Genomic DNA, 25,394 nt, shown 5'->3' on the forward strand with positions numbered 1-25,394 from the left:
TGTCCAAGGGCTATAAATCGCGTGGCTATTTTTTTCGAGACCTTATCCAACATCATAGCAGAACCGAAAGAAACAGTCTATATTTTTGCCCGGAAATGCCATAGAGTGGGGGAGCCGGCAAAAACAAATGAAATGGAGCGTGGTTTCATGAGTTGGACTTGTCACCTCGATGAAACAGATGTACAGGAGTATGTCGGGAAGGTTTTGGGTACCGGTTATGTGGTGGCGGATGTAACGAAGATGCATGGCGGGGCGCAAAAGGTTGTCTATAGGATCCAATGTCAAAATGGATTCCCATGCGTGTTGTATGTGTGGGATTTGACGAAGAATTATTTTCAGGAAGAAATAGCGAACGGGAGTATGCAGGAACGGTCCTTTGGGGGCCATTCGTTCGAAAGCAATAACCGATGGTTAAGGGATCATGGTATTTCTACGCCTGCTCTATATGATCTTCACACGGAACAGGACCGTTACCCGTTTGACTATGCTCTTGTTGAATATATAGAAGGACAGAAGGCGGAAGCTTACTTTCAGCACCCGGATCAACGGGTTCAGGATGAGGTCTTCGGACGGTTGGGTCACATGATCGAACGCATGCATGCAAACCACAGACAGAACTATGGAAAGCCCGATCAAAGCGGGAATCAACGGGAACGATGCCATCATGTGCAGTTGAAAAATGCGAAGGAACAGCTGTCCTACATCGTCCTGCATAACGAGAGTATCCGGAAGAATCACGACAGGCTGCTCGCTGTATTGCATGAGCTGGAATCCAGGATAGATTCCCGCAAGCGATATGGCTTTATCCACGGCGAGCTGGGACCCGATCATATCCTGGTGACAGACCGTTTAGAGCCCTATCTGATTGATATTGAAGGTGCGCAATTCTTCGACATCGAGCATGAGCATACCTTTCTTGAGCTTCGATTCGGGGAGCATTACCGGTATTTGCGACATGATGGACTTGATCCGAATCGGATGTTATTTTACCGTCTGCATCACTATATCTCATTAACCTCGGGCGGCCTGAAGCTGCTTCACCGTGGATTCCCGGATCAGGCATTTGCTCGAAATTTAGCCGATTATCACGCACGCAACACGCTGCGATTCATGGAGGAATGGCAGCAAACCCGATAACAGGCCTTCATGAGATGGGCTGAAAACATCATTAACTCTGCTGCATGGGTTTAAGATATGGCTGCAAACGCCTGCTTATAGATTAGCTCTATCGTGCTAAGCAGTTCTGCACCTTGGCTTGAGAATTTCAAAGGCGTTGCTTTACCCTTGTTGAGAAAGACCCCCGTCGATTGTCGGGATTGACCTAGCGCTGCTTCATACAGACGTGAAGCTCCTTGACTGGGATGGGAGAAGAACAGGTTACGGATCGGGATCATAAATTTTGGCATCCCGGCGTTTTTGGTCATGGTTGTTTTATTCCCTCCCGGACAGACGCTTCGGATCGTAATGCCATCCTTCTGTACGGCAGTGGCGATCTCCTGAGTCCACAACGATAGGGCTAATTTGCTCGCCGCATAAGGCCCAGTCAGCTTCTTGAACCCGGCAGGGGACGCCAATGTATGGTGATCGAACCGTTTGAGATACAACAACGCATTCGAAGACGTATTGATTACCGTCTTGAGGCTGCCCTTCTCTAGAAGCTCTTTCATTTCCATCAAGATGACATATGGCACCACGGAGTTTACCTCAAAATGCATCTCGCGCCCTTGTTTAGAGTAGGATAACTCGCCAAAGGAGACACCTGCGTTATTAAACAGCAGGTCGATATGATCCTCGTGTTTCTTGATCTGATCCAGCGAGGCTTGGAGATCCATGAAATCCGACAAATCGGCCGTGTATACTCTCAGCTGCTGTGATCTAAGGCCCTCTTGTACAAGGGAATCGTCGGATGGAAAGGCAGAACGGATCAAAGCGAGGACCTGCCAGCCTTCGGATAACAATCGCTTGGTTAGCTCCAAGCCAATGCCGGAGCTTGCGCCCGTGATTAGGGCGACGCTATTATTTCTTTTAGGTGTCATGTGTATATCTCCTTTACTTAAGATTCTTCGCTGGTTGCCCTATCGGGTTTAAGCAGGGACTGATTATGGTTCAACTTGTCGTCGATGAACTGCAGTATGCGCTGCAGGTCCGAAATCTGATCGGTAATTTTCTGACGGTAACTCTGGAGCATGGCGTTCAGTTCCGGAACGGATTGAATATTTTCCTTAAAGGGAAGATGCACATAGGCTTTCATATCCTCCAGCGACATGCCGGTCTTCTTCAGGCACGTGATCAACTCCATCATTTCGGCATCCTCTATGTGATAGACACGATGGCCGTTATCTTTCCTTTTGGGAGAGGGGAGGAGCCCGATTTTCTCGTAATAGCGAATGGCATCCTCGGTCAATCCGGTTCGTTCAGACACTTGTTTGATAGAGAATGTGTCTCCCATACGTTCACCTCTTTTCTGCAACAGGGAATCCGTTGCCATAATATCGTACAACTTGGTGTTAACACCAAGTCAATATCGAATTTTACGCTCTCGTGCCCATTGGTGAAATAGATCGTAAGGTATTGCCAGCTCAATCTTTTGGAAATACTTATAAAAAGAGAAGAGTTGCTTTTAGAAAGGGAGAAAGAAATGCAAGCCTATGTATTGCCTGTTTTCATTGCACTCTCCATATGTTTTTTATTAGCGTTCTTTCTGACGCTCCCTTGGGCTGTTTATCAATATCGTAAACATGGGTACTTTAGCTTTTGGAAAACATTACTTATCTTAAGTTTTATCTTTTATGGATTAAGTGCTTTCTTCTTAGTGATTTTTCCAATACCCAGTGCTCGGAGCAATTGTACTTCGATCGATCCCGGCACGATTTTCATTCAAAATCGCCCTTTTCAATTTATACGGGATATTCAACGTGAAAGTGGATTTCATTGGACGGTCCCTTCAAGTTATATCGATTTGTTAACAACGCGGGCCTTTTATCAAATGTTTTTTAATGTTTTGCTCTTGTTTCCTTTAGGTGTCTTTCTGAGGTATTTGTTTATGGGGAAAGCGAAATGGTTTCATGCTGCGCTTATTGGATTTGGTGTTTCACTTTTCTTTGAAATAACTCAACGAACCGCTTTGTTTGGCTATTTTGAATGCCCCTATCGTATATTTGATGTAGATGATTTGTTGACGAATACGGTGGGGACTGTCGTTGGCTTTATACTCGCTCCCATGTTGTTGGCGTTAATTCCATCGAGGGAAACCCTTAGTGAACAAAGCCATTTCTTTAACAATCAGAGAAAAGCAACCTTTGGTGCCCAACTCATGGAGGTTCTTCTAAATATTATTTTTGCCAGAGTGATAACCAGTTTTATATTCGGGCTGCTAAAGAGACCAGGAGTACTTGTTGACGAGATCATCTTTGCCATTGTTTTCTTTGTGGTTATGGTCGTTATCCCTGTGATTTGGAAAGGAAATACGGTGGGCTCTAAGATCGTTCGCATGAGATTACTTCCGAAAAAGGGGAATGGGTTAGGAAGCTTCAGCCGACGTTACAGCATTGTTTATATGCCTTTATTATGTTCGGCATTGTCGAAGATATTTTCTAATCAAATGGGTGAAGATCTTCTAGCTAACCTCTTTATAATTGGAGTGGTTTTTCTTACAGGTCTGTTATGGTTCTTTATCTTCTGTCATATCGTGATCAGATGGATCAAAAAGGACAAAGCCCTTTATTTTAATCGATATAGTCACATAGAGGCTGTAAGAATCACTGGTGAAGTGTGATAAACGGAAATATAGGATACGGATTCATGTGGAACTAAGAATAGATCGATTACGTTATTAATTCGAGACGATTCGAGTTTCCATTGGATGTGGCACGGTGAATATGAAATGGATGGAAAGGGAGCTGAGGATTTATGAATTTTGACATCAAGGAAGCCGTTGAGATTCTGGAGCGAACGCCTGTCACCCTGGAGCACATGTTATCCGGTTTATCAGAAGGATGGCTTAAGAGCCATGAAGGGGAAGGCACCTGGAATGCCATGGAAGTGATCGAGCATCTCATTGAAGGAGAGCGGACCAATTGGATACCACGGCTCGAATTCATGCTGCAGGAAGGCGAGGGCAAACCGTTCCCGCCCTTTGACCGTTACGCTCACTTAAACGAGGATACGGAGCGATCCATCGATGATAAGCTGCAGGCATTCAAGGCCATCCGTGCTGACAATCTGGCTAAGCTCAAGGTACTAATGGAATTCGAGCCTAGCCTCGAGCAGACCGGCCTGCACCCGGCATTCGGTGTGGTGAAACTGAGAGAGCTGCTGTCGACTTGGGTGGTGCACGATTTAACGCATACGTCTCAAATCGTGCGGGTTTTGGCCGAACGCTACCGGAATGACGTGGGGCCTTGGATCGAGTATTTGGGGATCCTGAACAGGCGTTAATGCTGTTCGAAGGCAACCCCTCCCCTTGATACGACCGGGGGTAAGCACCGCGGGAGTCTTGCTGCATATAAAAAAGCCGATGATCCGCATACGATGGCGATGATCACCGGCTTTTTTCACGTATGGAGGGGTTGCTGCAGGATTTACACTCCTCCAACGGGGGCGACCGAGCTTAATGGCAGGCACCGTATGTTACCGTTTGGCGGCTTGCTGCCTCTCGTTCAAATGCTCCGCCAGATACTTCACGATGCCGTCCTCCGCGTCTTGGGAGTACTGCCAGACCATCGCGCCTCCGAGATTCTTACTCTGGATGTAGGACACCTTCTCCTTCAAGGCTTCTTTATCCTCGTAGCTGATGAAGGTATGGCCATCATAGAGGTAGGCGGCTTTGGCTTTGTTGTCGAAATAACGCGTGAAGCCATTTTTGTTCAGGTAGGCTTTCTCGATCTGCTTGTAGTTGAGGTTCACCTTGTCGATGTCGATAGGCGTTCCGGGAGCGAAGAGGCCGTCCTTGGTACCCTTGGCTTCTTTGACGCTTTTCCAGCCGTACGAATAAGCAGGCACGCCGAGCAGCAGCTTCTTGCTGTCGATATCATGGTCCAGATACATCGAGATGATGCCATCAATGGAGTGTTTGGATTTCCTTTGACTGTCCCCATACAGATTGGAGTTAAAGCCTGTGGTGTCGGACCACTTGCCTGTCAGGTCGTAGGTCATGACGTTGATGTAATCCACGTATTTCTCCACTTTTTTGACCTCGACGTTCTGGAAGTACCAGTCCTGCGTTCCGGAAGCAAAGGTCAGCAGATATTTCTTGTTCTTGTGAGGCAGCCTGTAGAGCTTCTCCCGCAGTTCCTTCATCAGACTGGTGAAATTCTTCGTATCCTCCGGGCGCGCTTTCTGCGTATTCCAGGCATGGAACGCCGGATACTCCCAGTCGATATCCACGCCGTCCAGGTCCAGTTCCTTGACCAGGTTGATAATGCTCTCGGTGAAGAGGTACCGGTTGCCGTCCAGCGAAGCGTCGGAGAAGCCGTCTGCCCCGTAACCGCCTACGGCCAGGACCATCTGGGTCTTCGGATTCGCCGCTTTCAACTGCTTGACGTTTTCTTTGATCTGGTTGTTGGTTGTACTGTCTTCATGGAAGTAGAGATCCGTTCCTTTGATCTTGGCAAAAGCGATAAACGCGATATCCACGCCTTTCTCCGATAGTTTGATGTTTCGGTAATCCTGCCAGGCCTCCACATATACTGCCGTGATTTTCCGGTCTTCCGCCGCGGAGATCTGATAGAAATAGAGACCCATACCTGCAAGCAGCACCACAATGAATATTTTCGTATATATCGTTATTCGCATCGTCCTTTAACCCCGCCCGCCGAATAGAATGTAGGTTGCCGTTTTGCTTAGGTTCAGCACCTTGACGGTGATGTAGCTGATGGCGAAGATAATGGAGATATTCACGATCAGACTGAGGGAGGCTTCCAGGAACGTGGCCTCGACCTCGGTTCGGCCGGATAACATCATCTCGACCAGCAGGTGAATCAGATAGATGCTGAAGCTGGCCCGGGAGACCGAGCTGATCAATTTCTGGATTTTATGGTTCACGTGATCGCTGATCGCCGCTTCCTTCTCCTTGAAGAAGATAAACAACCCGACAGCCATGAAGAAAGTGGTGACGGAATAGTTCCCGTAGAACATCTCGTCCAGGACACCGCTGCGCAGCGAGACAAAATAGGTGGCCACCGGCGTGATAAAAAACGAGATGATGCCCAGATTGTATAGGATGTTTTTGGCTTTGAGCGGCAGCTCAAAATGGAAGAGATAGTATCCCAGGATAAAATAGCCGAGGAAACCCATGAAGAACGGGATGTTCATGATCGGAATGTTGATGTATTGATCCGTTGCACGGAATACGGCATCCGAGATGAAGCGATAGGCGATACTGACGATGAACCAGAGGAGCAGATAATACCGCAGATCCTTTTCGCTGCAGGATTTGATGAATTTGCTCATCAGCGGCACCGTCATATAGATGGCAATAATGGCGTACAGGAACCACAGATGCACATAATTCCGGTCGGTCAGCAGCCGATAGCCGAAGTCAACAACGAACTCATAGGCATTCAGCTTGCTTCGCATCAGATAGTATTGATTGTACAAGCCATAAATAAGCGACCAGGTCAGAAGGGGAATGAGCAGCGGTACGACGCGTTTGGTATAGAACTCCCGGTAGGATGTAATCTTTGTGCGCAGGATCATTGCTCCGCTAATCATGAAGAAGACCGGAACGGCAAAGCGGGATATGGAGTTGAACCCGTTGCTGATCCACCAGGAGGAGGAATGGAAATCATTCGTGCTGGTGAGCACCTCCGCTGTGTAGTGCAGGATAATGACGGCAACAATGGATAGAATTCTTAGAATATCGACATAGATAATTCTTTTATTGGGAACCATGCTGTTTCAGGCAGCCTCCTTCACCATAAGTTAATTCGATCCTGCGGCAATGTTCTGGCTGATGGCAGCTACGCCTTTGCGCTCCACGAAGCCCCAGCCCTCATCATTGTCAAAATATTTGAACGTCCCCGCAATGTTAATGTACAGCAGCAAATTTCGATAGGTTAACAGCTCCGCTTGGCTGAACAAGAACATCTTCACATAATCGGAGAATGTATAGGTGCTGCCATATTTACGGCATAAGTACAGGGCGATGATGATCTGTGCGGCATTCAGCAGCACGCTCATCAGCAGGAAGATGATCGCATGCAGGATGTTCCCGCCAACGATCAGGGTCTGCCCCAGATAAAATATCGTGGTAAACGCCGAGAGCGTCCCCAGCATAAATCCGTCAATCGCAAAGAACAGGCTCACGCTGACGCTGAATTTCCGGGACAGCCTGGACCAATAGATGAGAATGCAGTCAATGAACGCCTTCTGCCAGCGAATGCGCTGCTTATAGAAATTCGGAAGATTCTCCGGACATTCGGTATAGCATACCGCTTCGGGGGCGTAGACGAGTTTTTTCTTCAACTGATTGGCTTTGATGTACTCGTGAATTTTCAGCGTAATGTCGATATCCTCCCCCACCGTGCTGCGGAAGCCGTTAACATGAACGAGAACGTCTTTATAAAAGGCGCCAAAGGCGCCTGAAATCACCACGATGGAATTAAAATACGATTGCGTGAGCTTGCGGACGTAGAAGCCGTGCGTATAATTGATGATCTGGCTCTTAATGAGCCCTCTTCCGCGAAACTTTTCAACGATGGCACCGTTCTTGTTCCGTACGGCACCTTGTACAATTTTGACGGTACCGCCCAGCGCAATGATGTCGTCATCGTGAAAATATTGATTCACGTACATGAGCGAATCGGCTTCCAGCATGCTGTCCGCATCCAAGGTGATCACGATATCGGAGGCGGCATAATCGATGCCCGCATTCAGCGAGTCCGCTTTCCCGCCATTGACCTTATCAATAACGTAAATATGGCGGTATCGACTCGAGCGATAGAATCCTTTTATGGGCTTGTAAGTCAGTTTACGGTCTGCCATCCTGGCATCCGGCTCCAAATCCAGGAGTTCGTCAAGCGCGGATAACGTCCCGTCCTTGGAGCCGTCGTTGATGATCATGATTTCATAGTTGCTGTAATGCAAGCCGGCCATGGCATCGATGCAATTCCGGATCGTCAGCTCCTCGTTGTAAGCGGGGACGAGCACAGAGATTGATTTTTCGGCGAGATCGGGATTCAGCTTCTTCACCTTGCTGCATAACAGCGGGATGAACGTATACAGGGTTTGAAACACGAGAAATACGCCGGCTAATCCATAAAAAAAGTACTGCAAACTCCTCACTCCTCTCTTCTCTGTCTCTCTTTGTAATGAAGACCAGTATGGTGCGCCTACTCTATGGGACTTGGATTAGGTATGCGCTGTTTCTATAGCAAGCAATGTCAAGGGATAAAATTCAGGTTTAAAGGGGTAATATCATCCATTTAAAACCTTTAATTACATATAAATCCATATGACACTCTATGTAATAAACTATCGTAATTGGCTCATAAATGTAAAACCGCTCTATGGAGCAAGAAAACGAATACATAGATGCTTTTCGAGAGCAGTCTCTGTTTTGGTTCGTCTTTCTATATTTTAGGAGGCTAAAGCGATTTGGCATGGTAGCCCATGGAGAACAAGGATTCAAGGGTATCGTACTAATAGGAGGATTTCGTGCATTGAAAAAAGCCATAACCAAGTTGAGCCTAAGCTCGCATGGTTATGGCTTCTAAAGGTTGCAGCGCCTCGTGCTGCACCTGAGAGAGAGGTTGTCTGGCACGTAACTACATAAAGTCGTAAAAGTAACGGATGAAATGAAAAAAGATCGGTGAGGTATAGGTCAGGCTGTCGACCCGGCTCAAATAGCTTTTTTTCAAGGCATCGAATCGCCCGTCATCCCCGATTAACAAATCGCGCTTCAGCACCGAAACCGTCAAGCTGCCGAAGAAGCCGCCGAGGCTGATCAGCATGCCGGACAGAAGGCCAAATGTCGGGCTGAGCGGCGTCAGATAGGGATAGATGAGATAGGAGCTCGCGGTGGTTACGATAAACGCGCAGGCAAAGCCTTCCCAAGTCAGATTCGGGTTCGAGGTCGGCACGATTCTTCGTTTGCCGAAATAAAGGGAGGCGATCGTGTGCACCACATCGTTCAGCTGCGTTAAGACGACGAGAAACAGCACCAGCCCTGCTCCATACTGGGGCGTGGCAAACTGGAAATAGGCCAGGTGGCTGAGACCGAACACCATGAGCATCAGGCCCCATTGGGTTGAGCTGACGCTGCGCATAAATCCCACAGTGCCTTTATTGATCAATCGCGGAAGCGGCAGCACCAGGAATACATAGATCGGAATAAACACGATAAACATCCCGTACCATTCGATGTAGATCCAATAGAATTGGACCGGTATGGTTAAATACGCCCACAGAAATAAGCGACGATCGGCTTTTCGTGTTTTGATCATCGAGAAATATTCTTTAAGCGTAAAGAAGGTTAACACCATAAGGGATAGCAGGGAAACCACCGGATTCAGAAGCGTCGCCAAGCAGAAGATGACCAGCATGCCCCACCAGGTTTTGATGCGAAATCCGACTTCGGTATAGTCGATATTCGGCTGCGTCTTGCTCATCACGTAATAGAGGAGCTGGATGACCGATAAGACGGAGAATATCAGGATTAAGGTTAAAAGCGAGCTGTCCATATGCCTATCATCACCAACTTGTCACGGGTATCATTCTTGTTCTACTAAAGGAATCATATGTTATTATGAAGGAATAATTCAATATGAATAAGGGGAAATTTCGTAAATGGTAGACGATCAATCGGTCTTTATACTGCTTACCAATACCGGAACGCTCTTTACGAAAGTCATTCAGGGCTACACGAGAGCACCTTACAACCACGCTTCGATATCCTTTAACCGGGAGCTGTCGGAGTTATATAGCTTCGGGAGAAAGAATCCGAACAACCCTCTGAACGGCGGGTTCGTGAAGGAGGATTTGAAGACGGGAACGTTCAGCAAATATCCCAACACGACGTGCGTCATCTATGAGCTTCAGGTATCGGAACGCGACATCGCGAAAATGAAGCGCGTTCTGCAGGCTTTTATCCGAAAGGACAAAAAATATTTTTATAATATATTGGGCGTCCTGGGCATCGCGCTAAAGGAACCGATCGAATTCAGCAATTCCTACTTCTGTTCGCAATTCGTGGCGGAGATTCTGCAGCGGTCCGGAGTCAGACTATGGGATAAGCTGCCCGCCTTGGTGACGCCGGACGATTTCCGCCAAAGCGAGCGCCTGCAGCTGATCTATGAAGGGAAGCTGAGCGAGTATGAGCCCTGAGTCTGTAACCAGATGATATCGGGCTTTTTTGTTGCTGGTGCAGGATGACATGAATTGGCGGAAGCCTTGCCCAACAATAAATGCTGGCTACTAAGCGAGTGTTATTATAAAATGGAATTGAAAATGAAATCGAGTTTCATCTAATGAAACTGTGTTAATCATAGTCTGGATTTCGCTTATAACTTGGATGGGAGCGTGGTTTAGGATGAACAGCAAGGAACGGTTTTCGAATCGCGTCGATTCGTACACGAAGTTTCGCCCGAGTTATCCGCAGGAGGTCATGGATTATCTGTATGACACCGTGGAACTTCATGGTGAGATCGCCGATATTGGCGCAGGGACGGGGATATTCACGAAGCTGCTGCTGAAACGGGGGAGCCGCGTTACGGCCGTGGAGCCCAATCAGGCGATGCGGGAAGCTGCCGAATCGGGCCTTGGAGGCGAGCCCGGCTTTCGAATGGTCTCGGGTTCAGCCGAAGCGACGGGACTGCCTGATCAATCGGTGGATCATATCGTGAGCGCCCAGGCTTTTCATTGGTTTGACCGTGACGCCGCCCAATCGGAGTTCCGGCGGATCCTGAGACCGGGCGGGAAGGTTGCCCTGATATGGAATTCCAGGCTCACGCAGGGAACGCCGTTCCTGGAAGCGTATGAGCAGCTGCTCCTAACCTATGGCACCGATTATAAAGAAGTGGATCAGAAGAACATTGCGCACGAAACGCTGGCTGCTTTTTTCCGGGCAGGGGACATGAAGGAGGCAAAATTCTTCAATCGGCAGACGTTTGATTATGAGGGATTATGCGGCCGTTTGCACTCATCCTCTTACGCTCCGCTGCCGGGGCATCCGAGCTATGATCCGATGATGAACGAACTGCGCACGATATTTGAACGGAATGAGCAGGATGGCTGCGTGTTTTTTGATTACGAGACGAAGGTGTACTGGGGAAAGGTTTAAGCCACACCTTCTATTCTGGCAGAACTTCCGCAGGAACGGAAACGAACTAGACTACAGGCTTTCATCATGGAACGGGAGGTTCAGCAGCATGAACAAAACAGATCGGATGCTGGCTATCGTGCTTGAGCTTCAGCAGCGTAAGGTTGTGCGGGCTGAAGATTTGGCATCCATATTCGAGACGAGCGTCCGGACCATCTACCGGGATATTCAGGCCCTTAGCGAAGCAGGTGTACCCGTGATGGGAGCTCCCGGGCAAGGATACTCGTTAATGGCGGGGTATTTTCTGCCGCCGGTCATGTTCACGGCGGAGGAAGCGGTGGCACTGCTCATCGGAACGGATTTCATCGAACAACGCTTTGACGCAGGATATGGTTTGAAAGCTCAGGCTTCCCGCAAAAAGATAGAGTCTATTCTGCCGGAGCCTGTCCGTGCAGATGCCTCCCGGGTTCGGAAGACCATGCGGCTGATTACTCCCGGTAACAAGGCAACTTCAGGGGAAGAGAAGGATTATGTTGGAATGGTTCGCCGCGCCATACTGGAAGAGCGTAAGGTTGAATTCCATTATGTGAAGAAAATGCCCGATTCCAAAGGCGACCGAAAGAGCTTTCGGTCGGCAGCTCCTTATGGGCTGGCATTTCTTCAAGGTTCATGGACATTAGTTGCCTGGTGTGACCTCCGGCAAGGCATTCGTCATTTTCGGCTGTCCCGTATGAAGGAACTAAGGGTCCTTGAGGAGCGTTTTGAGATGCCGCCGCATTTTAACTTGGAGGACTATCGACCTCCAGATGACCGTAACCTGTGGGTTCGGATTCTGGTAAATCCCGAGATTGCGGATCGAGTTAAGGAAGCAGGCAATTATTACATGGAGACAGTGGAAGAATGCGAGGACGGGCTGCTTGTGAGCTTTCGCATTCGCCGGCCGGAGGAGATCATGCAGTGGGTGCTCGGCTGGGGATCGAATGTCGTTGTCCTTGAGCCGGAATCCTTCCGTGACCGGATCCGCAACGAAGCGGAAAAGATGTTAAAACGCTACTGACATGACGTTGTCAGTAGCGTTTTTATATATTGGGTACAAAGACGATTAAGGGAGTGGTTGATATGAATACAACGGAAGTTTTGCAGCGGTTTGAAGAGACGGTGCAGGTTTATCTGCAGGAGCTGGATGGCTTCAGCATGGAGGAGCTAAAGTACAGACAGGTAGCGGACGAGTGGTCCATCGGGCAAATGTATCAGCACTTGATTCAATCTGCGCTATCCATGCATCTGCGAAATATTGAGTTATGTTTAAACCCGACCGGGGATGCACCCGCCTCTCCAACGGGTAAAACGGAACAAGGTATGGCGATATTCGAACAGGGCAGTTTCCCACCGATCCGCATTCAGGTTCCGCCGTCTCCTCAATATACGCCGGAGCAGCCTGCAACCAAAGAGCAGTTGATGCAAGGTTTGGATACCGTCATCCAACGAATGAGACAAACCGAGCCGAAGCTAGGTGAAGCATCCCTGCTGCATACCGTCCCCCATCCGAGGTTCGGAGGATTGCATGCCCAAGAGTGGTTTTTGCTCATCGAGATGCACTACCGTCATCATTTTCGGCAGCTGAATCGGTTAAAACAGACTTTAGAGCAGCAGCGTGTATGATGACATATCAGGCTATGGCTGTGGAATATCAGGACGTGACGCTGGGAGAAGACTTTTTAGGTGGAATAGCCAGGTATCCGCCGGGCGGCTCCAGACGCTGGATCCGCGGCAGTTCTCTCAGGATAACAAAGGACCCGTTCCATACATGGATACCCGGTGCAGGCAATTATCGAGCAGGAACGTATACGATCCGCATCTGCCAATTCATTGCCAAATCACTCATCCCATTGATGGTAAGTCGGAACGTTCCTCCTGGGAGCTGAGTGGACAGTTTCGCTACTCCTTTCGGGGTAAGGGATATGCTGATTCCACTTCTGTCGTTGATGATGTTGTACATGAAATCCTCCCCAAGGATTAATGGGAAAATATCGATTGAGTTGCTGCTAAAATCATTATTTCCTGAGTAGTCAACAAGAATCGACAAAGGAATCGTGTCACTGTATGAGTAGACAAGTTCATTTGACATGAGGGTAAATGTTCCCTGGCTGCTGTCATAGGTGGCTTGGGTCACCGTTGGTGGCGTAAAGTCGAATGTAACAGGCAATTCGACGCTGCCGGTTTCCTTGCCGCTCTCGATGATTTTAAAGCGAAGCGATGCCGTGGAGTTCTCCTGAGCGCCAAAGATCGGTTTAACCGTTATACCGTTTGGAGACTCGCCCGATACCTGTACAAGGGACGGATCCGAAGACTCGATCTCGATATGGCCGACAACTTCATTGTCTTGAAGTATGTTCATTTCTAATTTGCCTTGGTTGTATTGATAATCGATCTGTGCGTTGCTTCCGTCACGTTTGACCTGGATCAGTTTCTGGATGCTCCGTTTATTATAGGTATCATCCACGCTTGTATAACCGGAAATAACGGTATGGGTGCCTTGTATTTTGGGGTTGAGAACAAAGGATGCGTCTTGGGCAAGCGATACCGTTAACGGCTTAACCTGAAGGCTCCGGAAAACTCCCATAAAGGAAGAAAGACCGTTATAACCTTCAGCGAGACTCTGGGGCGTTGCATCCGGATTTTCAGCTGCGGAAGAAGCGAATTGAATCGCCCCGTTAAGGCTTTCGACCGCATGTTGCGGATATTTGCCCAACGTGTTTCCGATCTCGGCGCTTTCCATGAGTGTCGTGGCTTCCTCAATCAGATCGTCCAGCATTTCCTTTACGTTGTCCGGCAAATAGGTAACGGATGCGGGACCTACGACGGGGGAAATTTTCCCCGTGAGGCTGCGGACTGATGCACCAGAATCAAGAGGGTTAAAAGCTGCCTTAACGGATCTCCCCAGCGGCAACGTCTCCGCAAGCGTGACTTCCACCTTATTCTCTATGATGCGTACACGTTCTATGGCTTTCGGGAATTTTAGAATTCCATCCTCGGTATAGACGGAAAAGTCTTCAACCGCAGGAACGAACAGAGGATTCAGGTTTTCGTTATAGGCAAATACAAGGGTGCGTTGATCGGAAAAATAAAGGGTAGGCTGTTCCATAACCCGTGCCTGCAGCACGATTGTAGAGGTAGCCGCAGATACGTTGCCTGCAGAATCCACTGCGTAGACTTTATAGTCGCCCACGGCCAAATGGGTGGTAGCTATGGCGGTTTCCGCATTGGCGGATATGACGGTTGCCTTGTTAGCGAGCTTCTGGGCAACCAAGGATTCCAGTTGGGCTTTGGTATTGGCCGTCTGTGAAGCGGGAACGAGATACACGGTGCCTGATTCGGAGCTTTTAACGACGACGTGCAGATCAGTCATGACCGGAGAGGTTGAAACCATGGTCACCGTAGGCGGTGTCGTATCGGATTGGCTGGGCGTGCCCGGATTGCTTGGAGCGGTAGGAACGCCGCCGCCGGAATTGTTGTTGGTAGATGGTGGTGGCACAGGCTTTTCAGTGGATGGAGGAGGTGTTGGATTGCCTGGCTTCGGGGCCGGATCGGGAGTTTGAGGGAGCTCTTCCTTGGCTTTTAGGAAACGGCTTGTCACTAAGGCCACGGATTGCCTGTCCGCACTGCCTGCAGGATTAAACGAGCCGTCCGTGCGGCCATTGATTAACTGCAGCTCGATAGCCGCAGCAACGGCATCCTTGGCGTAGTTTGAGATCGAGGCTGCATCGTTGAAATTCAAATTACCCAGCTCGGCAGCCTTTCCGCTTGCATCTACGCCGAGAGCCCGGATGAACAGGACGGCCATATCCTGGCGTGACAGGTTCTCACCAAAGCCAAATTCCCCATTTCCCTGGCCTTTGATTAAGCCGGCTTTGGCTGCAGCCTCCACGAATGTGTAAGAATAATGAGTGGCCGGAATGTCGCTGAATGTTGGTGACGGAGGAACCGATGATACATCCAGGGACAACGCCTTGGCCAGGATAATGGCAAAGTCCTGTCTGTGAATCTTACCGGTAGGATCAAACGTGCCATTGCCTTTCCCGTTGATGATTCCTTTGTCGACCAGCTCCAGAATGGCATCCTTTGCATAGGAATTGGAGATGTCCTTAAGCGATGTCGGAGCTCCGTACGCTGGGAAGGCGCAAGCACTCAGCAATGCCGCTGTGGTCATCATTTTTACGATTAATTTGTGTTTCAAGCATGTTCCCCCTTGTTTTGATGAATACTGTAATCCAGCTGTTTCGCTGGATTCGTGATTCTATAATATAGTTCCAGGTTCTGGGTTGGCAATCACTTTTTCCAGACTAAAGCACTAGTGAATCTAATACAGAGAATCGGGGACGATTCCTTCCCATTTATGGGGGCGTATACGGGAATTTTCTTGCAAGAATATGGTTTGAGACCCGCTCGGCCCGGGTACTGGTACACGAGTGAACAATGAGTCGAAAGGAGCGGATAGTCGTGGAGGTACATGTCAGATCATTTTTCGTGAATGATGATGGAGAGGTTCCCAACAATCCCGATCTGCCCGTCATTGTGTACAATGGGGTATTCGCGGATGACCCGAGCGGGCTGGAGGCAGCCTTTAACCGGCATCACTGGAGCGGCAGCTGGTCAGGCGGCGTATACGATTACCATCATTATCACAGCAATACGCACGAAGTCCTGGGCGTGCGATCCGGAAGCGCGACGGTCCTTGTGGGCGGCGATGCAGGGGAGCGGCTGGAGCTTGCTACAGGTGACGTGATCGTCCTGCCGGCGGGCACTGCACATATGAAGCTTACCAGTACGCCCGACTTCGAAGTGATCGGTGCCTATCCCGAAGGGAATACGCCGAATATGAGGGAGCGGAACCCGACGGACCGGGCCCAGGCGATCAACGAAATCCGAAGCGTGCCTGTGCCGGATACGGATCCTGTCTTTGGAGAGGAAGGTCCACTGCTGCATAAGTGGGTGAAATAACATAAGAATGAATGCGATATTATGAAAACGAAAAGACTTCCTCCTGCCGCGAACAGACGGGAGTCTTTCTGCACGTCACAACAGCTTATACATTCGCCTTCATGCTGGTTCACGCACGACCTCTGCAATGCTTCCTACTCCACCCTCTGCGCAAAAATCCTGTACGGTCCAAACCTTTTGGAAATTGTAATGCACCCGTGCCCATGCTATCGTAAGGGATAGAAGGTCAAGTTGCAGTCTTCTCATTATTGCTACCGGAGGTGCAGGTTATGAAAGCGCTGTTTATTGGAGGAACGGGAACGATCAGCTCGGCGATTACGAGGCAACTGCTGGAACAGGGGTGCGAGCTTTACCTGTTGAATCGGGGAAATCGAAATGACGTTCTGCCGGAAGGTGCACATATTTTGCAAGCCGATATCCATGACGAGGGTCGTGTAGCACAGCTGATTCAGGATCTTGAATTTGATGTGGTGGCTGATTTCATTGCCTTTGAACCGGCCGATCTGGAAAGAGATTACCGTCTGTTTGCGGGCAAAACCAAGCAATTCATCTTTATCAGCTCCGCTTCCGCCTATCAGACGCCACTATCCGATTATCGCATTACGGAAGGCACGCCTTTATCCAATCCATACTGGGCCTATTCCAGGAATAAAATCGCTTGCGAAGACTATCTGATGAAGCAGTATCGGGAACATGGCTTCCCGGTAACGATCGTAAGGCCTAGCCATACGTATGATGAGCGGTCCATTCCACTCGGCGTGCACGGCAGCCAAGGAAGCTGGCAGGTCGTGAAGCGGATGCTGGAGAATAAACCCGTCCTCATTCATGGGGATGGAACGTCGCTGTGGACGTTGACGCACAACACGGATTTTGCAAAAGGCTTCATTGGTTTACTGGGCAATATCCATGCCATTGGGGAGTCGGTGCAGATCACATCGGATGAGTCGCTCACCTGGAATCAAATATACCAAATGATTGCCGATGCCCTTGGCGTGCAGTTGAACGCGGTCCATGTGTCTTCCGAGTTCCTGGATGCCACGAGCACGCAGGACTTCCGCGGCTCGTTATTGGGAGACAAAGCGAATACCGTTGTGTTCGATAACAGCAAGCTGAAGCGGCTGGTGCCCGATTTCGTAGCAACCACTCGCGCCGATCAAGGAATCAAGCAGACGGTGGACTATATATTAGCGCATCCGGAGCATCAGAGGGAAGACGAAGAGTTTGATCTATGGTGCGATAAGGTCGTTTCGGCATTGGAGCAGGCAAAGTCCATTATCACGGGGGAAGCGAATAATAGAATACTAGCAGAATAAATATAGAGAGGGCATCCAATTAGGGTGCCCTTCTTGTCTTTCAGTACAAATACATATGCTGGATTACAGCGGCAGATCACGTTTTCGAAATAACACGACGGCCAAACCGAATGCGATGAGGCCGATGGCGGCTAACACGAGGGAGGTTACCGTGAAATCCCCCGTCCCGTTTACGATATCACCAGGCTGATAGAGAGAGAAGAGGGTAAGGTTGCGCATCCATTCGATCTTCTCGCTGAATTTACTGATCACATCCAGACTGAAGAACCCAAACGTAATCAACCCGGAAATGCTTCGTGCCTTCTTCTCGTCATTACAGAGCGAGGACACGAGAAAACAGATGCTGGAGATGGCAAAAAAGAGCAGGAACGCCGCTGCGTTCATCTGGATGAATCGGGCGGTATTAAATTCGTAGGAATCCCCCAGCAGCCAAGCGCTTCCGGCGAATCCGGCCAACGTCGTGACAGCCAAGATAAGGAAGAGCCCACTCGTCATAACCATGGCCTGCGTGAGCGCCACTTTCCCTCTTGTCGTCGGGGCGGACAGCAAATAGGCCATCGAGCCCTGATCGACCAATTTGGCCATAAGCTGGGTCGTCAGCTGCACGCAGACGATAGCCAGGATAAGAACCAGAATTAATCCGTAATATTCCCCGGAGATAAAAGCTTCCGCTGTACCGAAGCCATTGAGGCCGAAGGCTTTTCCGACGCCTTCCGGCATCGACGCGACCAGATCATCGATGGCTCCTGTGTTCTTGGCAATGCTGGGATATAACCAGAACATCAGGAGGATATAGAAAGCGGACCCGAAAGCGTAGTTCATCAAGCTTTTTATATTGACTTTCATCATCTGTTTATATAAGGTGACATTCATTCCGATATCCCCTTCCGATCATAATAGTTCATGAAAATATCCTCGAGGTTCTGGGTGAAGACGTCGATACTGCGCACAGGGTATTTGCCCGTCTCTTGGATAAACTGATCGTAGTTGCCCTGGACGGCTACCCTCACCCGATTGCCTTCATAAGATTCGATAAGCAGCCCCGAGCTCCGGAAGGCCTCGGCATCGCTTGGATGCACGAAGTTGACTTCGAACAGCTTCCGCTGCATGGATTGCAGCTCATGGATGTCCTTAACGGCTATGATGCCCCCGTCCTTGATAATGGCGGCTCGGTCACAGGTTCTCTCGATTTCCTGAAAGCTGTGGGATGACATCAAGAATGTTGTACCGCGGGCTTTCTCCTCAAGAACGATCTCAATAAACACCTTCTGCATCAGCGGATCGAGTCCCGAAGTGGGCTCATCCAGGATAATGACCTTGGGATTATGCATGAAGGCAGCGACGATCCCGACCTTTTGTTTCATTCCTTTGGACATTTTACGAATCGGGGTCTGAACATCGAATTGTAGACGATCGATCAATTGATTCCGCTTGGACAAGTCCCGGATCCCCTGCATATCGGCCATGAAATCCAGAAAGGTCTTTCCGGTCATCCCTTCGATAAAGGAAATTTCTCCTGGCAGATATCCTACATCCGATTGAAACTTCCCTTGTTCCCTCCAGGTATCTAGTCCATTCACCTTGACGTATCCCTGATCCGGCTTCATAAAACCCATGATGTGCCGAATCGTCGTTGATTTTCCGGCGCCATTCGGCCCTAAAAAACCAAAAACCTCGCCCGGCTCGACCGAAAATGATACATCGAAGATGCCCCTTCCGTTGGAAAATGTCTTCGTCAAATGTTGAACGGTTAACATGCCGCCACCTCCGGAAAATAAAAAATGAAATATTATAGATCGGATATTTCATATGTTATAATATACCTGGCTTGCGGTATCGTCAATGATTTTATGAAATTAATTTACGTATAAATTTCATTAATTACATAATTAATCTTAGGAGTTAGGATGAAGGGAAATGAACGGTTTTGAGAAAAGAGCGAATCTGATCAAAGAGAAGATTATGAGAACCACCTTGGAACTGGTCCGAGCCTCGGAGCTGAAGCGGATTCGGATTGCCGATATATCCAAGGCAGCCAAGGTATCGCAGGTGACGATCTATAATTACTTCGGCAGCAAGGAGGAGCTGCTACGCGAGGTATTTCGCAACTATTTTGATAAGGCGATCCGGGATTTTGAGGAATATATGAGCGAAGGCCATTCCTTGAAGGAGAAGATCGAGCACATTATTTTTCTGGAGAAGGAGTCCTACAGTGATTTCCCGCCCGGATTGATCAAAGAGTTGTTAATCGATGACGAAGAATTGGCCCGTTATATGGAGGAGCAGTACAGGAACAAAGCCATTCCGCTCACCATCCAGATTATTGAGGAGGGCAAGGACAGCGGTGAGATTTCACCGGAGGTGTCGACGGACCAAGTCCTGGCTTTTATTCAGCTGTTCATGAATCAATATGAATCGATTCTGGCTATGGCCCAGCAAAGTGATGATATGGACGGCTTCCTGGAGGGAATCGTTCATATGTTCTTCTACGGTGTCTGCGGGAAGAAATAGTCCTCGTGTAAGACAAGTACTTGGCCAGCATAGGTTTCTAATATAGGGTATAGTTAGTATAAAACGAATGGAGAACACGAAACGATGTCTACTTTGCCGAATTGCCCGAAATGTAATTCTGAATATACATATGAGGATGGGAACCTCCTGGTTTGCCCGGAATGCGCTCATGAATGGGCCTTGGGGTCCGAAGCGGAGCATGATGAAGATACGAAGGTCATCAAAGACGCGAACGGAAATGTCTTGGCTGACGGCGATTCCGTAACGGTCATCAAAGATCTTAAAGTAAAAGGCAGCTCCTCTGTATTGAAAATAGGCACGAAAGTGAAAAATATACGTTTGGTCGATGGCGATCACGATATCGATTGCAAAATCGATGGATTCGGGGCTATGAAATTGAAATCGGAATTTGTTAAAAAGATATAAATAACCAGAACGCATTCCAAATATTCACCTATATCATTGTAATCTTTACGGGTGTGTATATGCTCATCGAGAGTCTGTTAAGACGCTAGAGGTTCCAGCGACGAGCGATTATTTCACGGTTGGTTCTAACAGCGTCTCCGCGAGCAGAGGAAACAGATTATCAAAAGCATGCGTATTCCCATCAAACACATACCCTCCTGGATATGAGGGATCTTGGCCTCGGAATTGGATCATTCGATCATGCAATTGCCGGGCCCAAGGGAGGTCATTCGATTTCATCGCCAGGATAATAGCCAGGCCGTAAACGCCAGGTGATTCATATGCCGCGTCGGGCTTTCGTGTCTTCCGGTTGTAGCGGCCTACCAGCTGCTGATTCTGCTGGAATTCTCCCTTCAGGAATTGCATGAGCTCCTTGGGCGGCTGATCCATCTCCGCCAGATGGATGCCAACGATCAGCTGGTCAATCAGATTGACCGATGCGTCATACTCATATTGACCGGAGCCGATCTGATAGGTTTTGGGATAGAATACACCGTCGGAAGGCATGTGGGAGAGCAGATCCTGATACTGCTCATACTCTTGGCGGGACAGGATTCCGTTATTCTGCATTTCGCGCAGTGCCGATATGTCCGCGTAGACCAGGCTCAACACGGCTGCCGATTCATTTCGCTTAAAATCATGATAATCGACTAAATATCCTTGAGTTTGAGCGGAGGCCTGCAATGTGGAGCCGATCTCCTGTGCCAATTGAAGGTATTCTTCATCGCTCCAGCGCTTGAACGCCTTCAGCAGGGCGTCGAGAATTCGAAGATCATCACCCAGCGCATTGGTCGTTACCTCGGATTCACCGTCCGGCGTAAGCTTCCACCGGATATAGGGTTCCGGCTCCTGATGGAGAAAATAGGTGATGAGAAGCTGGACGCTATCGTCGAACCGTGATCGATCACCGGATATGACGGCGTACTGCATCCAAAGCCCAAGTGACTCGGATAAAGCTTCCCTTCCGGCAACGATGTCCGGGTGCTCGGAGGAAGCGGGCTTGAGATAGGTGGCAATGGTACCATTATCGTTGGTCATATGCTCTTCAATGAACGCTGCTGTCACGTCGGGATTCTCCTTGCTGTGGATGATAGAGTAGGCTATGAAGACGATGCCGGTAAAAGCTAGAACGGCGATGATAGCAAGAATGGCTTTCTTGCGGTCAGAAATCCAGGTTGTCATAGGTTCACCTCGAACATACTTATTCTACGCTTTTGTTCCTAAAGCCTTTAAGAAGGCCGGGGGACGAATAATTATAGCTTCTCGGACCATCGTTTGTTTATCCATAATAAAAGGCCGTACCCGATGTTTACAGAACAACGGGTACGGCCTTTTATTAAGCTTCAGAGGCTAACCATTCTTATCTCGCAAGAAAAACTTCCACTAAATGCGGTCTGTCTGCTGAGAAAGTTCGCCGATAGACGTTTTTTCTTAAGGCATAGGTTGATTATTGCAAACTGACGATAGTGAGCCCCTGATCCTGCAGGTGCTTAATAATCTTCGGCAAGGCGTCCACAACAGCCTGCGATTCATGCAGGAGTATGATGGAGCCGGAAGCCTCGATATGCTGGACATAATCGAGGATTTTATCCTCGTCGCGGGTCAGCCAATCCTCGGGGTCCCGGTTCCAGAGCACCATTTTACTGCCTTGCTGCCGGCTTAACGCCTCGGTCCGATCGTCAAAGGCCCCGTAGGGCGGGCGAAAGAGGACCAGCTTCTCGTCGGTAATATGCTCGATGAGGTTGGCCACACGGGTCAACTCTGCCTGCTGCTGTTCATAGGCAAGGCTTGGCATCTGGCTATGGGTCATGGAATGACTGCCGACGGAGTATCCGTTCGCATGGATGGCCCTGACATAGTCGGGATGCTTTTTCACGTTGGTGCCAACGAAGAAGAACGTTCCGCCAACCTTGTATTTTTTTAAGACGTTCATAATATCGATGGAGTGCTTGGATGGCCCATCATCGAAAGTAAGGGCTACGTAGCCTTTGGGCAGGCCGAACGAGATGAAATCCTCCAGCTCCAGCTGCGGAAGGGAGGCAGAGGGGTTGATATCCTTCGGTTTGCTCTCCGCTTCTTCCGCCCTCAAGGCTGCCACGGGTTTCGCGATGAGGGCGCTCCGGTTCTCGGCAAGCAATTGGATGACGGTCTCTGCTTCCGCAGTGGCCGTTACTGCAGGGTGAGGACGTATGTCACCGGGATATGAGTAGTTAAATGAACTTAATAATACAACAAAAATCAAGCTCATCATGACGGCGCTTACCAGCTTAAGCGGAAGATGGCGCCGTTTCCTTGCGAAACGAGAGGTCTTTATGTGCTCTTCGGCCTGCATCTCCTCGGGCTGATCCGCCTCGGATCGATGCGTGGACAGGAAGGGCAGCGTGTGCAAGTCATCTACATGTCGGATCTTCTTGATGGACTCTAATTCGTTCCTGAAATGAACGGAGCAGGCAAATGAAAACCGCTCACTATGATCACGATATGTACGCGTAATGGAACCTATGTACTGCTGTTTGTTTGCATCCCATGCGGTATGCAAGGATAATCGGTATTTATGAACCCCGTCGAACTCCGACACGGCTGTTATATTCGCTATGGTTTCGTTATCGGTTAACCATATTAGCTCCGCCGATTCTATAAGGGATAGGTTGATTCGTAGACCGAATGCTTCGGTATCCCTCTCGATCGCCAGCAGCTCTATGATTTTGCCATAGGATTCTGACATGATGGCCCCCCCTTTCTCTAGCTGTTCATGCGGGTATGATTATTCCGATGGTGTATTGGAAGCCGTGGTTTTCGGTGAGAAGGAGAAGGACATCTTCTCGGTAAAATCATTGATGGTCTGCATCAGCTTGGCTTTATCATCCAGAATGTTCTGGTATTGCTCCGCGTACTTCTGGTTGGCAATCTCCAGCTCCCGGACCTTCTCTTCAAGGGAGTTGATCTTGAGCATGCTCTGATATTGCGTATTGTTAGACTCCTCATAGAGCTTGTTGTACTTGGCGGTCTCGGTTTCCAACTGGTTGGAGAGCTTCTCATACGCCAGGTTCGACGTTAGCTGGTATTCCTTGTAATCCTCCAGCAGCTGGTCGTAGGTCATCTGTTTGTTAGTCAGCACGTTCTCGAGTTCGCGGATTTCCTTGTTCTTCTCCTGAACCAGCTGATCTCTCTTGATCTGCTCATGCTTATACCGGTTGATCGTTTCGTTCGCGGTAAAGAGCTGATCCTCCAGGCCTCTATTCTTATAGGTCAGCAGTTGCCGTTCCTTCAGCATGTTCTCGATCGAAACAATGACATCGAGGCCGATCTTGTCCTGGTTATCCTTGGAGAATAGCTGTTTGTTTCCTTCTGCAGCGGGCAGTTCAGGCTCCGCGGAATAAGCCGCATCTTCTTCTGCCGCTACGGCAATATCCTCTTGTTCGGTACTGTTCTTCTCGGGCTGGTTCTGATTCGAGCGGGCACTCTTAAACCACGCCATTCCTTTTTTCTCTGTTTCCCTGGCCAAAATATCAACTCCTATATATTCAATGATTCTAGTATGTAATTAGGCTAAAAGACCCCTATTAATAGTAATCGGTAAAAACGTCCCAAAAACTTTGCCTTTCACCCCGTGAAAATAAAAAAAGCCCCGCAGCGGGGCAGGAGCTTTTTAGCGGGCGGATATTCCGGTTTACGCGGGTTATCAACACGCCCGTATGGATGAGTTGAATGACATAGGGGACCCTTCGATTATTCATTCTTCTTGATGGTCAGCTCGGGGGCGATAACGTCGACCCGATTCGTCCAAATCCCGCCGCTGTAGTCTTCCGGCAGTCGCTCCAAATCCGCTGCGGAGTCAAAGCCTTCCGACCAGCCGCCGTCCCCGGCGACGAGGATGACGCGTGTATTGATGCTGTCCATCCGGTTCAGAAATTTATCCGGCCATCCCCACAAGTAACGGGCATATTTTTCCGGTATATGCAGCTGGGTGTTTCGGCAAACCGATGGAAGGTAACCGCTCCAGCCGGCTCCGGCGTAGGATACGAGACAGCTCTTCAGCGTACCCATCGACATGACGCGCAGGGAGGGAAGCTGTGATTTTAAAGCACGAATCGGCTCATCGTCTCCGTAAACGGTCAGCTGGCTGAGACGCTTCACCGGCAGTCCGGAGAGATACTCTGCCAGGAGTTTTCCCTCTTCGGGGTCGGTGCTTTTGATATGGATCAGGAATGAGCCGTCAGGGAATGACTCTAATACCTCGTCTAACGACGGAATCAGCCCGAATCCCTTTCCCCGAAAAGGATAAGTTGCTCCCTGATCGGCCGTGTAGCCATACCCGATGTCTATGTTTTTTAGCTGCTCCATGGTATAATCCTTGACCGAGCCCTCCACGTTGGTGCGGCATTCCAGGGTCCAATCATGGAAGACGGCGAACTGGCCGTCCTTGGTTGGTTTGATGTCCAGTTCCACGATATCGGCGCCTGCTTCGAATGCGGCTTTCATGGACGGAATGGTATTCTCCAGGTAAGCATGCTCCGGCACATAGATGCGGGAGGCGGTGCAAGTGTCAGCTTGAATGCCTTCCATCGAGAAGGTCTGGCCAAGCCCGCGGTGCGCCAGCAGCAGCGGCTGGGCGTCCCGGTCTTTGGTGAACAGGGATGTATTATTTACAAACAGAAATACAAACAGCACAAGAACAAACAGTATGATCTTCTTCCATCTTTTTAGTTTTCGCATGATCCAATCCCCCAAAATCGTATACAATATGCAGTAGTAGATTATATTTATCTCTATCTATATCTCTATTTAAGTTCTCTATTTAAATCCTTCTTTCCTAAATCTTAGTGATTTTGGGCGCATACTCAATA

The 25,394-nt window shown here is 49.1% G+C and carries 25 protein-coding genes; 11 read left to right on the top strand and 14 right to left on the bottom strand.

Going from position 1 to position 25,394, the window contains the following annotated elements:
* Nucleotides 1–147: 147 nt before the first annotated feature.
* Complete coding sequence (locus tag OHJ21_RS28645; protein ID WP_486021822.1) at nt 148–1,137, top strand: phosphotransferase family protein; 990 nt, start codon at nt 148–150, stop codon at nt 1,135–1,137.
* A 50-nt stretch (nt 1,138–1,187) separates the two neighbouring features.
* Here the strand turns inward: OHJ21_RS28645 and OHJ21_RS28650 are convergent, their stop codons facing one another.
* A complete protein-coding gene (locus OHJ21_RS28650; RefSeq protein WP_486021823.1) occupies nt 1,188–2,036 on the bottom strand; it encodes an SDR family NAD(P)-dependent oxidoreductase in 849 nt (282 codons plus the stop codon).
* 17 nt (nt 2,037–2,053) lie between these two features.
* Nucleotides 2,054–2,449, bottom strand: coding sequence for a MerR family transcriptional regulator (locus OHJ21_RS28655; RefSeq protein WP_100541231.1), 396 nt, complete (start codon nt 2,447–2,449; stop codon nt 2,054–2,056).
* Nucleotides 2,450–2,587: 138 nt separating this feature from the next.
* On the opposite strand from OHJ21_RS28655, the gene OHJ21_RS28660 reads away from it, so the two are divergent.
* Nucleotides 2,588–3,775, top strand: a complete 1,188-nt coding sequence (locus tag OHJ21_RS28660; RefSeq protein ID WP_243390997.1) for a VanZ family protein — start codon at nt 2,588–2,590, stop codon at nt 3,773–3,775.
* A 134-nt stretch (nt 3,776–3,909) separates the two neighbouring features.
* The gene (locus tag OHJ21_RS28665) at nt 3,910–4,437 is read left to right on the top strand and encodes a DinB family protein (protein WP_100541229.1); all 528 of its coding nucleotides are present in this window, start codon (nt 3,910–3,912) and stop codon (nt 4,435–4,437) included.
* Nucleotides 4,438–4,629: 192 nt separating this feature from the next.
* Here OHJ21_RS28665 and OHJ21_RS28670 read toward each other — a convergent pair whose 3' ends face one another.
* The 4 genes from OHJ21_RS28670 to OHJ21_RS28685 all read right to left on the bottom strand — a co-directional run bounded on the left by OHJ21_RS28670 (nt 4,630) and on the right by OHJ21_RS28685 (nt 9,680).
* Entirely contained in the window at nt 4,630–5,793 is a 1,164-nt protein-coding gene (locus OHJ21_RS28670; protein WP_100541228.1) for a glycoside hydrolase family 18 protein, read from the bottom strand.
* A gap of 6 nt (nt 5,794–5,799) precedes the next feature.
* Nucleotides 5,800–6,891, bottom strand: a complete 1,092-nt coding sequence (locus tag OHJ21_RS28675) for an acyltransferase (RefSeq protein ID WP_100541227.1) — start codon at nt 6,889–6,891, stop codon at nt 5,800–5,802.
* Nucleotides 6,892–6,921: 30 nt separating this feature from the next.
* Nucleotides 6,922–8,274 carry a glycosyltransferase family 2 protein gene (locus tag OHJ21_RS28680; RefSeq protein WP_100541226.1) on the bottom strand — a complete coding sequence of 451 codons (1,353 nt, stop codon included), beginning with the start codon at nt 8,272–8,274 and terminating at the stop codon, nt 6,922–6,924.
* A 491-nt stretch (nt 8,275–8,765) separates the two neighbouring features.
* Nucleotides 8,766–9,680 (bottom strand): phosphatidate cytidylyltransferase, encoded by a 915-nt coding sequence (locus tag OHJ21_RS28685; RefSeq protein WP_100541225.1) that lies wholly within the window; start codon nt 9,678–9,680, stop codon nt 8,766–8,768.
* Nucleotides 9,681–9,786: 106 nt separating this feature from the next.
* Between OHJ21_RS28685 and OHJ21_RS28690 the strand changes: the two genes are divergently transcribed.
* The 4 genes from OHJ21_RS28690 to OHJ21_RS28705 all read left to right on the top strand — a co-directional run bounded on the left by OHJ21_RS28690 (nt 9,787) and on the right by OHJ21_RS28705 (nt 12,919).
* Nucleotides 9,787–10,323, top strand: coding sequence for a hypothetical protein (locus OHJ21_RS28690; protein WP_009591201.1), 537 nt, complete (start codon nt 9,787–9,789; stop codon nt 10,321–10,323).
* 205 nt (nt 10,324–10,528) lie between these two features.
* Nucleotides 10,529–11,278 (top strand): class I SAM-dependent methyltransferase, encoded by a 750-nt coding sequence (locus OHJ21_RS28695; RefSeq protein WP_486021827.1) that lies wholly within the window; start codon nt 10,529–10,531, stop codon nt 11,276–11,278.
* Between the two features lie 88 nt (nt 11,279–11,366).
* Entirely contained in the window at nt 11,367–12,314 is a 948-nt protein-coding gene (locus OHJ21_RS28700; protein WP_326118567.1) for a helix-turn-helix transcriptional regulator, read from the top strand.
* 62 nt (nt 12,315–12,376) lie between these two features.
* Entirely contained in the window at nt 12,377–12,919 is a 543-nt protein-coding gene (locus tag OHJ21_RS28705) for a DinB family protein (RefSeq protein ID WP_486021829.1), read from the top strand.
* A 28-nt stretch (nt 12,920–12,947) separates the two neighbouring features.
* Here the strand turns inward: OHJ21_RS28705 and OHJ21_RS28710 are convergent, their stop codons facing one another.
* Nucleotides 12,948–13,085, bottom strand: a complete 138-nt coding sequence (locus OHJ21_RS28710; RefSeq protein ID WP_486021831.1) for a hypothetical protein — start codon at nt 13,083–13,085, stop codon at nt 12,948–12,950.
* Nucleotides 13,086–15,494 carry an S-layer homology domain-containing protein gene (locus OHJ21_RS28715; RefSeq protein ID WP_486021832.1) on the bottom strand — a complete coding sequence of 803 codons (2,409 nt, stop codon included), beginning with the start codon at nt 15,492–15,494 and terminating at the stop codon, nt 13,086–13,088.
* 263 nt (nt 15,495–15,757) lie between these two features.
* Here OHJ21_RS28715 and OHJ21_RS28720 point away from each other — a divergent pair, with 263 nt between their 5' ends.
* Both OHJ21_RS28720 and OHJ21_RS28725 read left to right on the top strand, forming a co-directional pair.
* On the top strand, nt 15,758–16,258 hold the full coding sequence (locus OHJ21_RS28720; RefSeq protein ID WP_100541220.1) for a cupin domain-containing protein: 501 nt from the start codon (nt 15,758–15,760) through the stop codon (nt 16,256–16,258).
* A gap of 269 nt (nt 16,259–16,527) precedes the next feature.
* A complete protein-coding gene (locus OHJ21_RS28725; protein WP_100541219.1) occupies nt 16,528–17,571 on the top strand; it encodes an SDR family oxidoreductase in 1,044 nt (347 codons plus the stop codon).
* A 63-nt stretch (nt 17,572–17,634) separates the two neighbouring features.
* On the opposite strand, the gene OHJ21_RS28730 is transcribed toward OHJ21_RS28725, so the two are convergent.
* Nucleotides 17,635–18,444 (bottom strand): ABC transporter permease subunit, encoded by an 810-nt coding sequence (locus tag OHJ21_RS28730; RefSeq protein ID WP_486021835.1) that lies wholly within the window; start codon nt 18,442–18,444, stop codon nt 17,635–17,637.
* On the bottom strand, nt 18,441–19,328 hold the full coding sequence (locus tag OHJ21_RS28735) for an ABC transporter ATP-binding protein (RefSeq protein ID WP_100541217.1): 888 nt from the start codon (nt 19,326–19,328) through the stop codon (nt 18,441–18,443). The genes OHJ21_RS28730 and OHJ21_RS28735 overlap by 4 nt, the downstream gene beginning before the upstream one ends.
* Before the next feature lie 160 nt (nt 19,329–19,488).
* Between OHJ21_RS28735 and OHJ21_RS28740 the strand changes: the two genes are divergently transcribed.
* Nucleotides 19,489–20,082, top strand: coding sequence for a TetR/AcrR family transcriptional regulator (locus OHJ21_RS28740; RefSeq protein ID WP_486021837.1), 594 nt, complete (start codon nt 19,489–19,491; stop codon nt 20,080–20,082).
* Between the two features lie 84 nt (nt 20,083–20,166).
* Nucleotides 20,167–20,508, top strand: a complete 342-nt coding sequence (locus tag OHJ21_RS28745; RefSeq protein WP_100541215.1) for a zinc ribbon domain-containing protein YjdM — start codon at nt 20,167–20,169, stop codon at nt 20,506–20,508.
* A gap of 108 nt (nt 20,509–20,616) precedes the next feature.
* Here the strand turns inward: OHJ21_RS28745 and OHJ21_RS28750 are convergent, their stop codons facing one another.
* From OHJ21_RS28750 to OHJ21_RS28765, 4 genes are all read right to left on the bottom strand, one after another.
* Nucleotides 20,617–21,729 (bottom strand): glycosyl hydrolase family 8, encoded by a 1,113-nt coding sequence (locus OHJ21_RS28750; RefSeq protein WP_486021839.1) that lies wholly within the window; start codon nt 21,727–21,729, stop codon nt 20,617–20,619.
* A gap of 265 nt (nt 21,730–21,994) precedes the next feature.
* On the bottom strand, nt 21,995–23,272 hold the full coding sequence (locus OHJ21_RS28755; RefSeq protein WP_486021841.1) for a polysaccharide deacetylase family protein: 1,278 nt from the start codon (nt 23,270–23,272) through the stop codon (nt 21,995–21,997).
* Between the two features lie 39 nt (nt 23,273–23,311).
* The gene (locus OHJ21_RS28760; RefSeq protein ID WP_326111202.1) at nt 23,312–24,052 is read right to left on the bottom strand and encodes a hypothetical protein; all 741 of its coding nucleotides are present in this window, start codon (nt 24,050–24,052) and stop codon (nt 23,312–23,314) included.
* A gap of 224 nt (nt 24,053–24,276) precedes the next feature.
* Nucleotides 24,277–25,263 (bottom strand): glycerophosphodiester phosphodiesterase family protein, encoded by a 987-nt coding sequence (locus tag OHJ21_RS28765; protein WP_486021843.1) that lies wholly within the window; start codon nt 25,261–25,263, stop codon nt 24,277–24,279.
* Nucleotides 25,264–25,394: the final 131 nt, after the last annotated feature.

This window comes from Virgibacillus sp. LDC1, assembly GCF_025792345.1.
Classification (GTDB): domain Bacteria; phylum Bacillota; class Bacilli; order Paenibacillales; family Paenibacillaceae; genus Paenibacillus_AQ; species Paenibacillus_AQ lautus.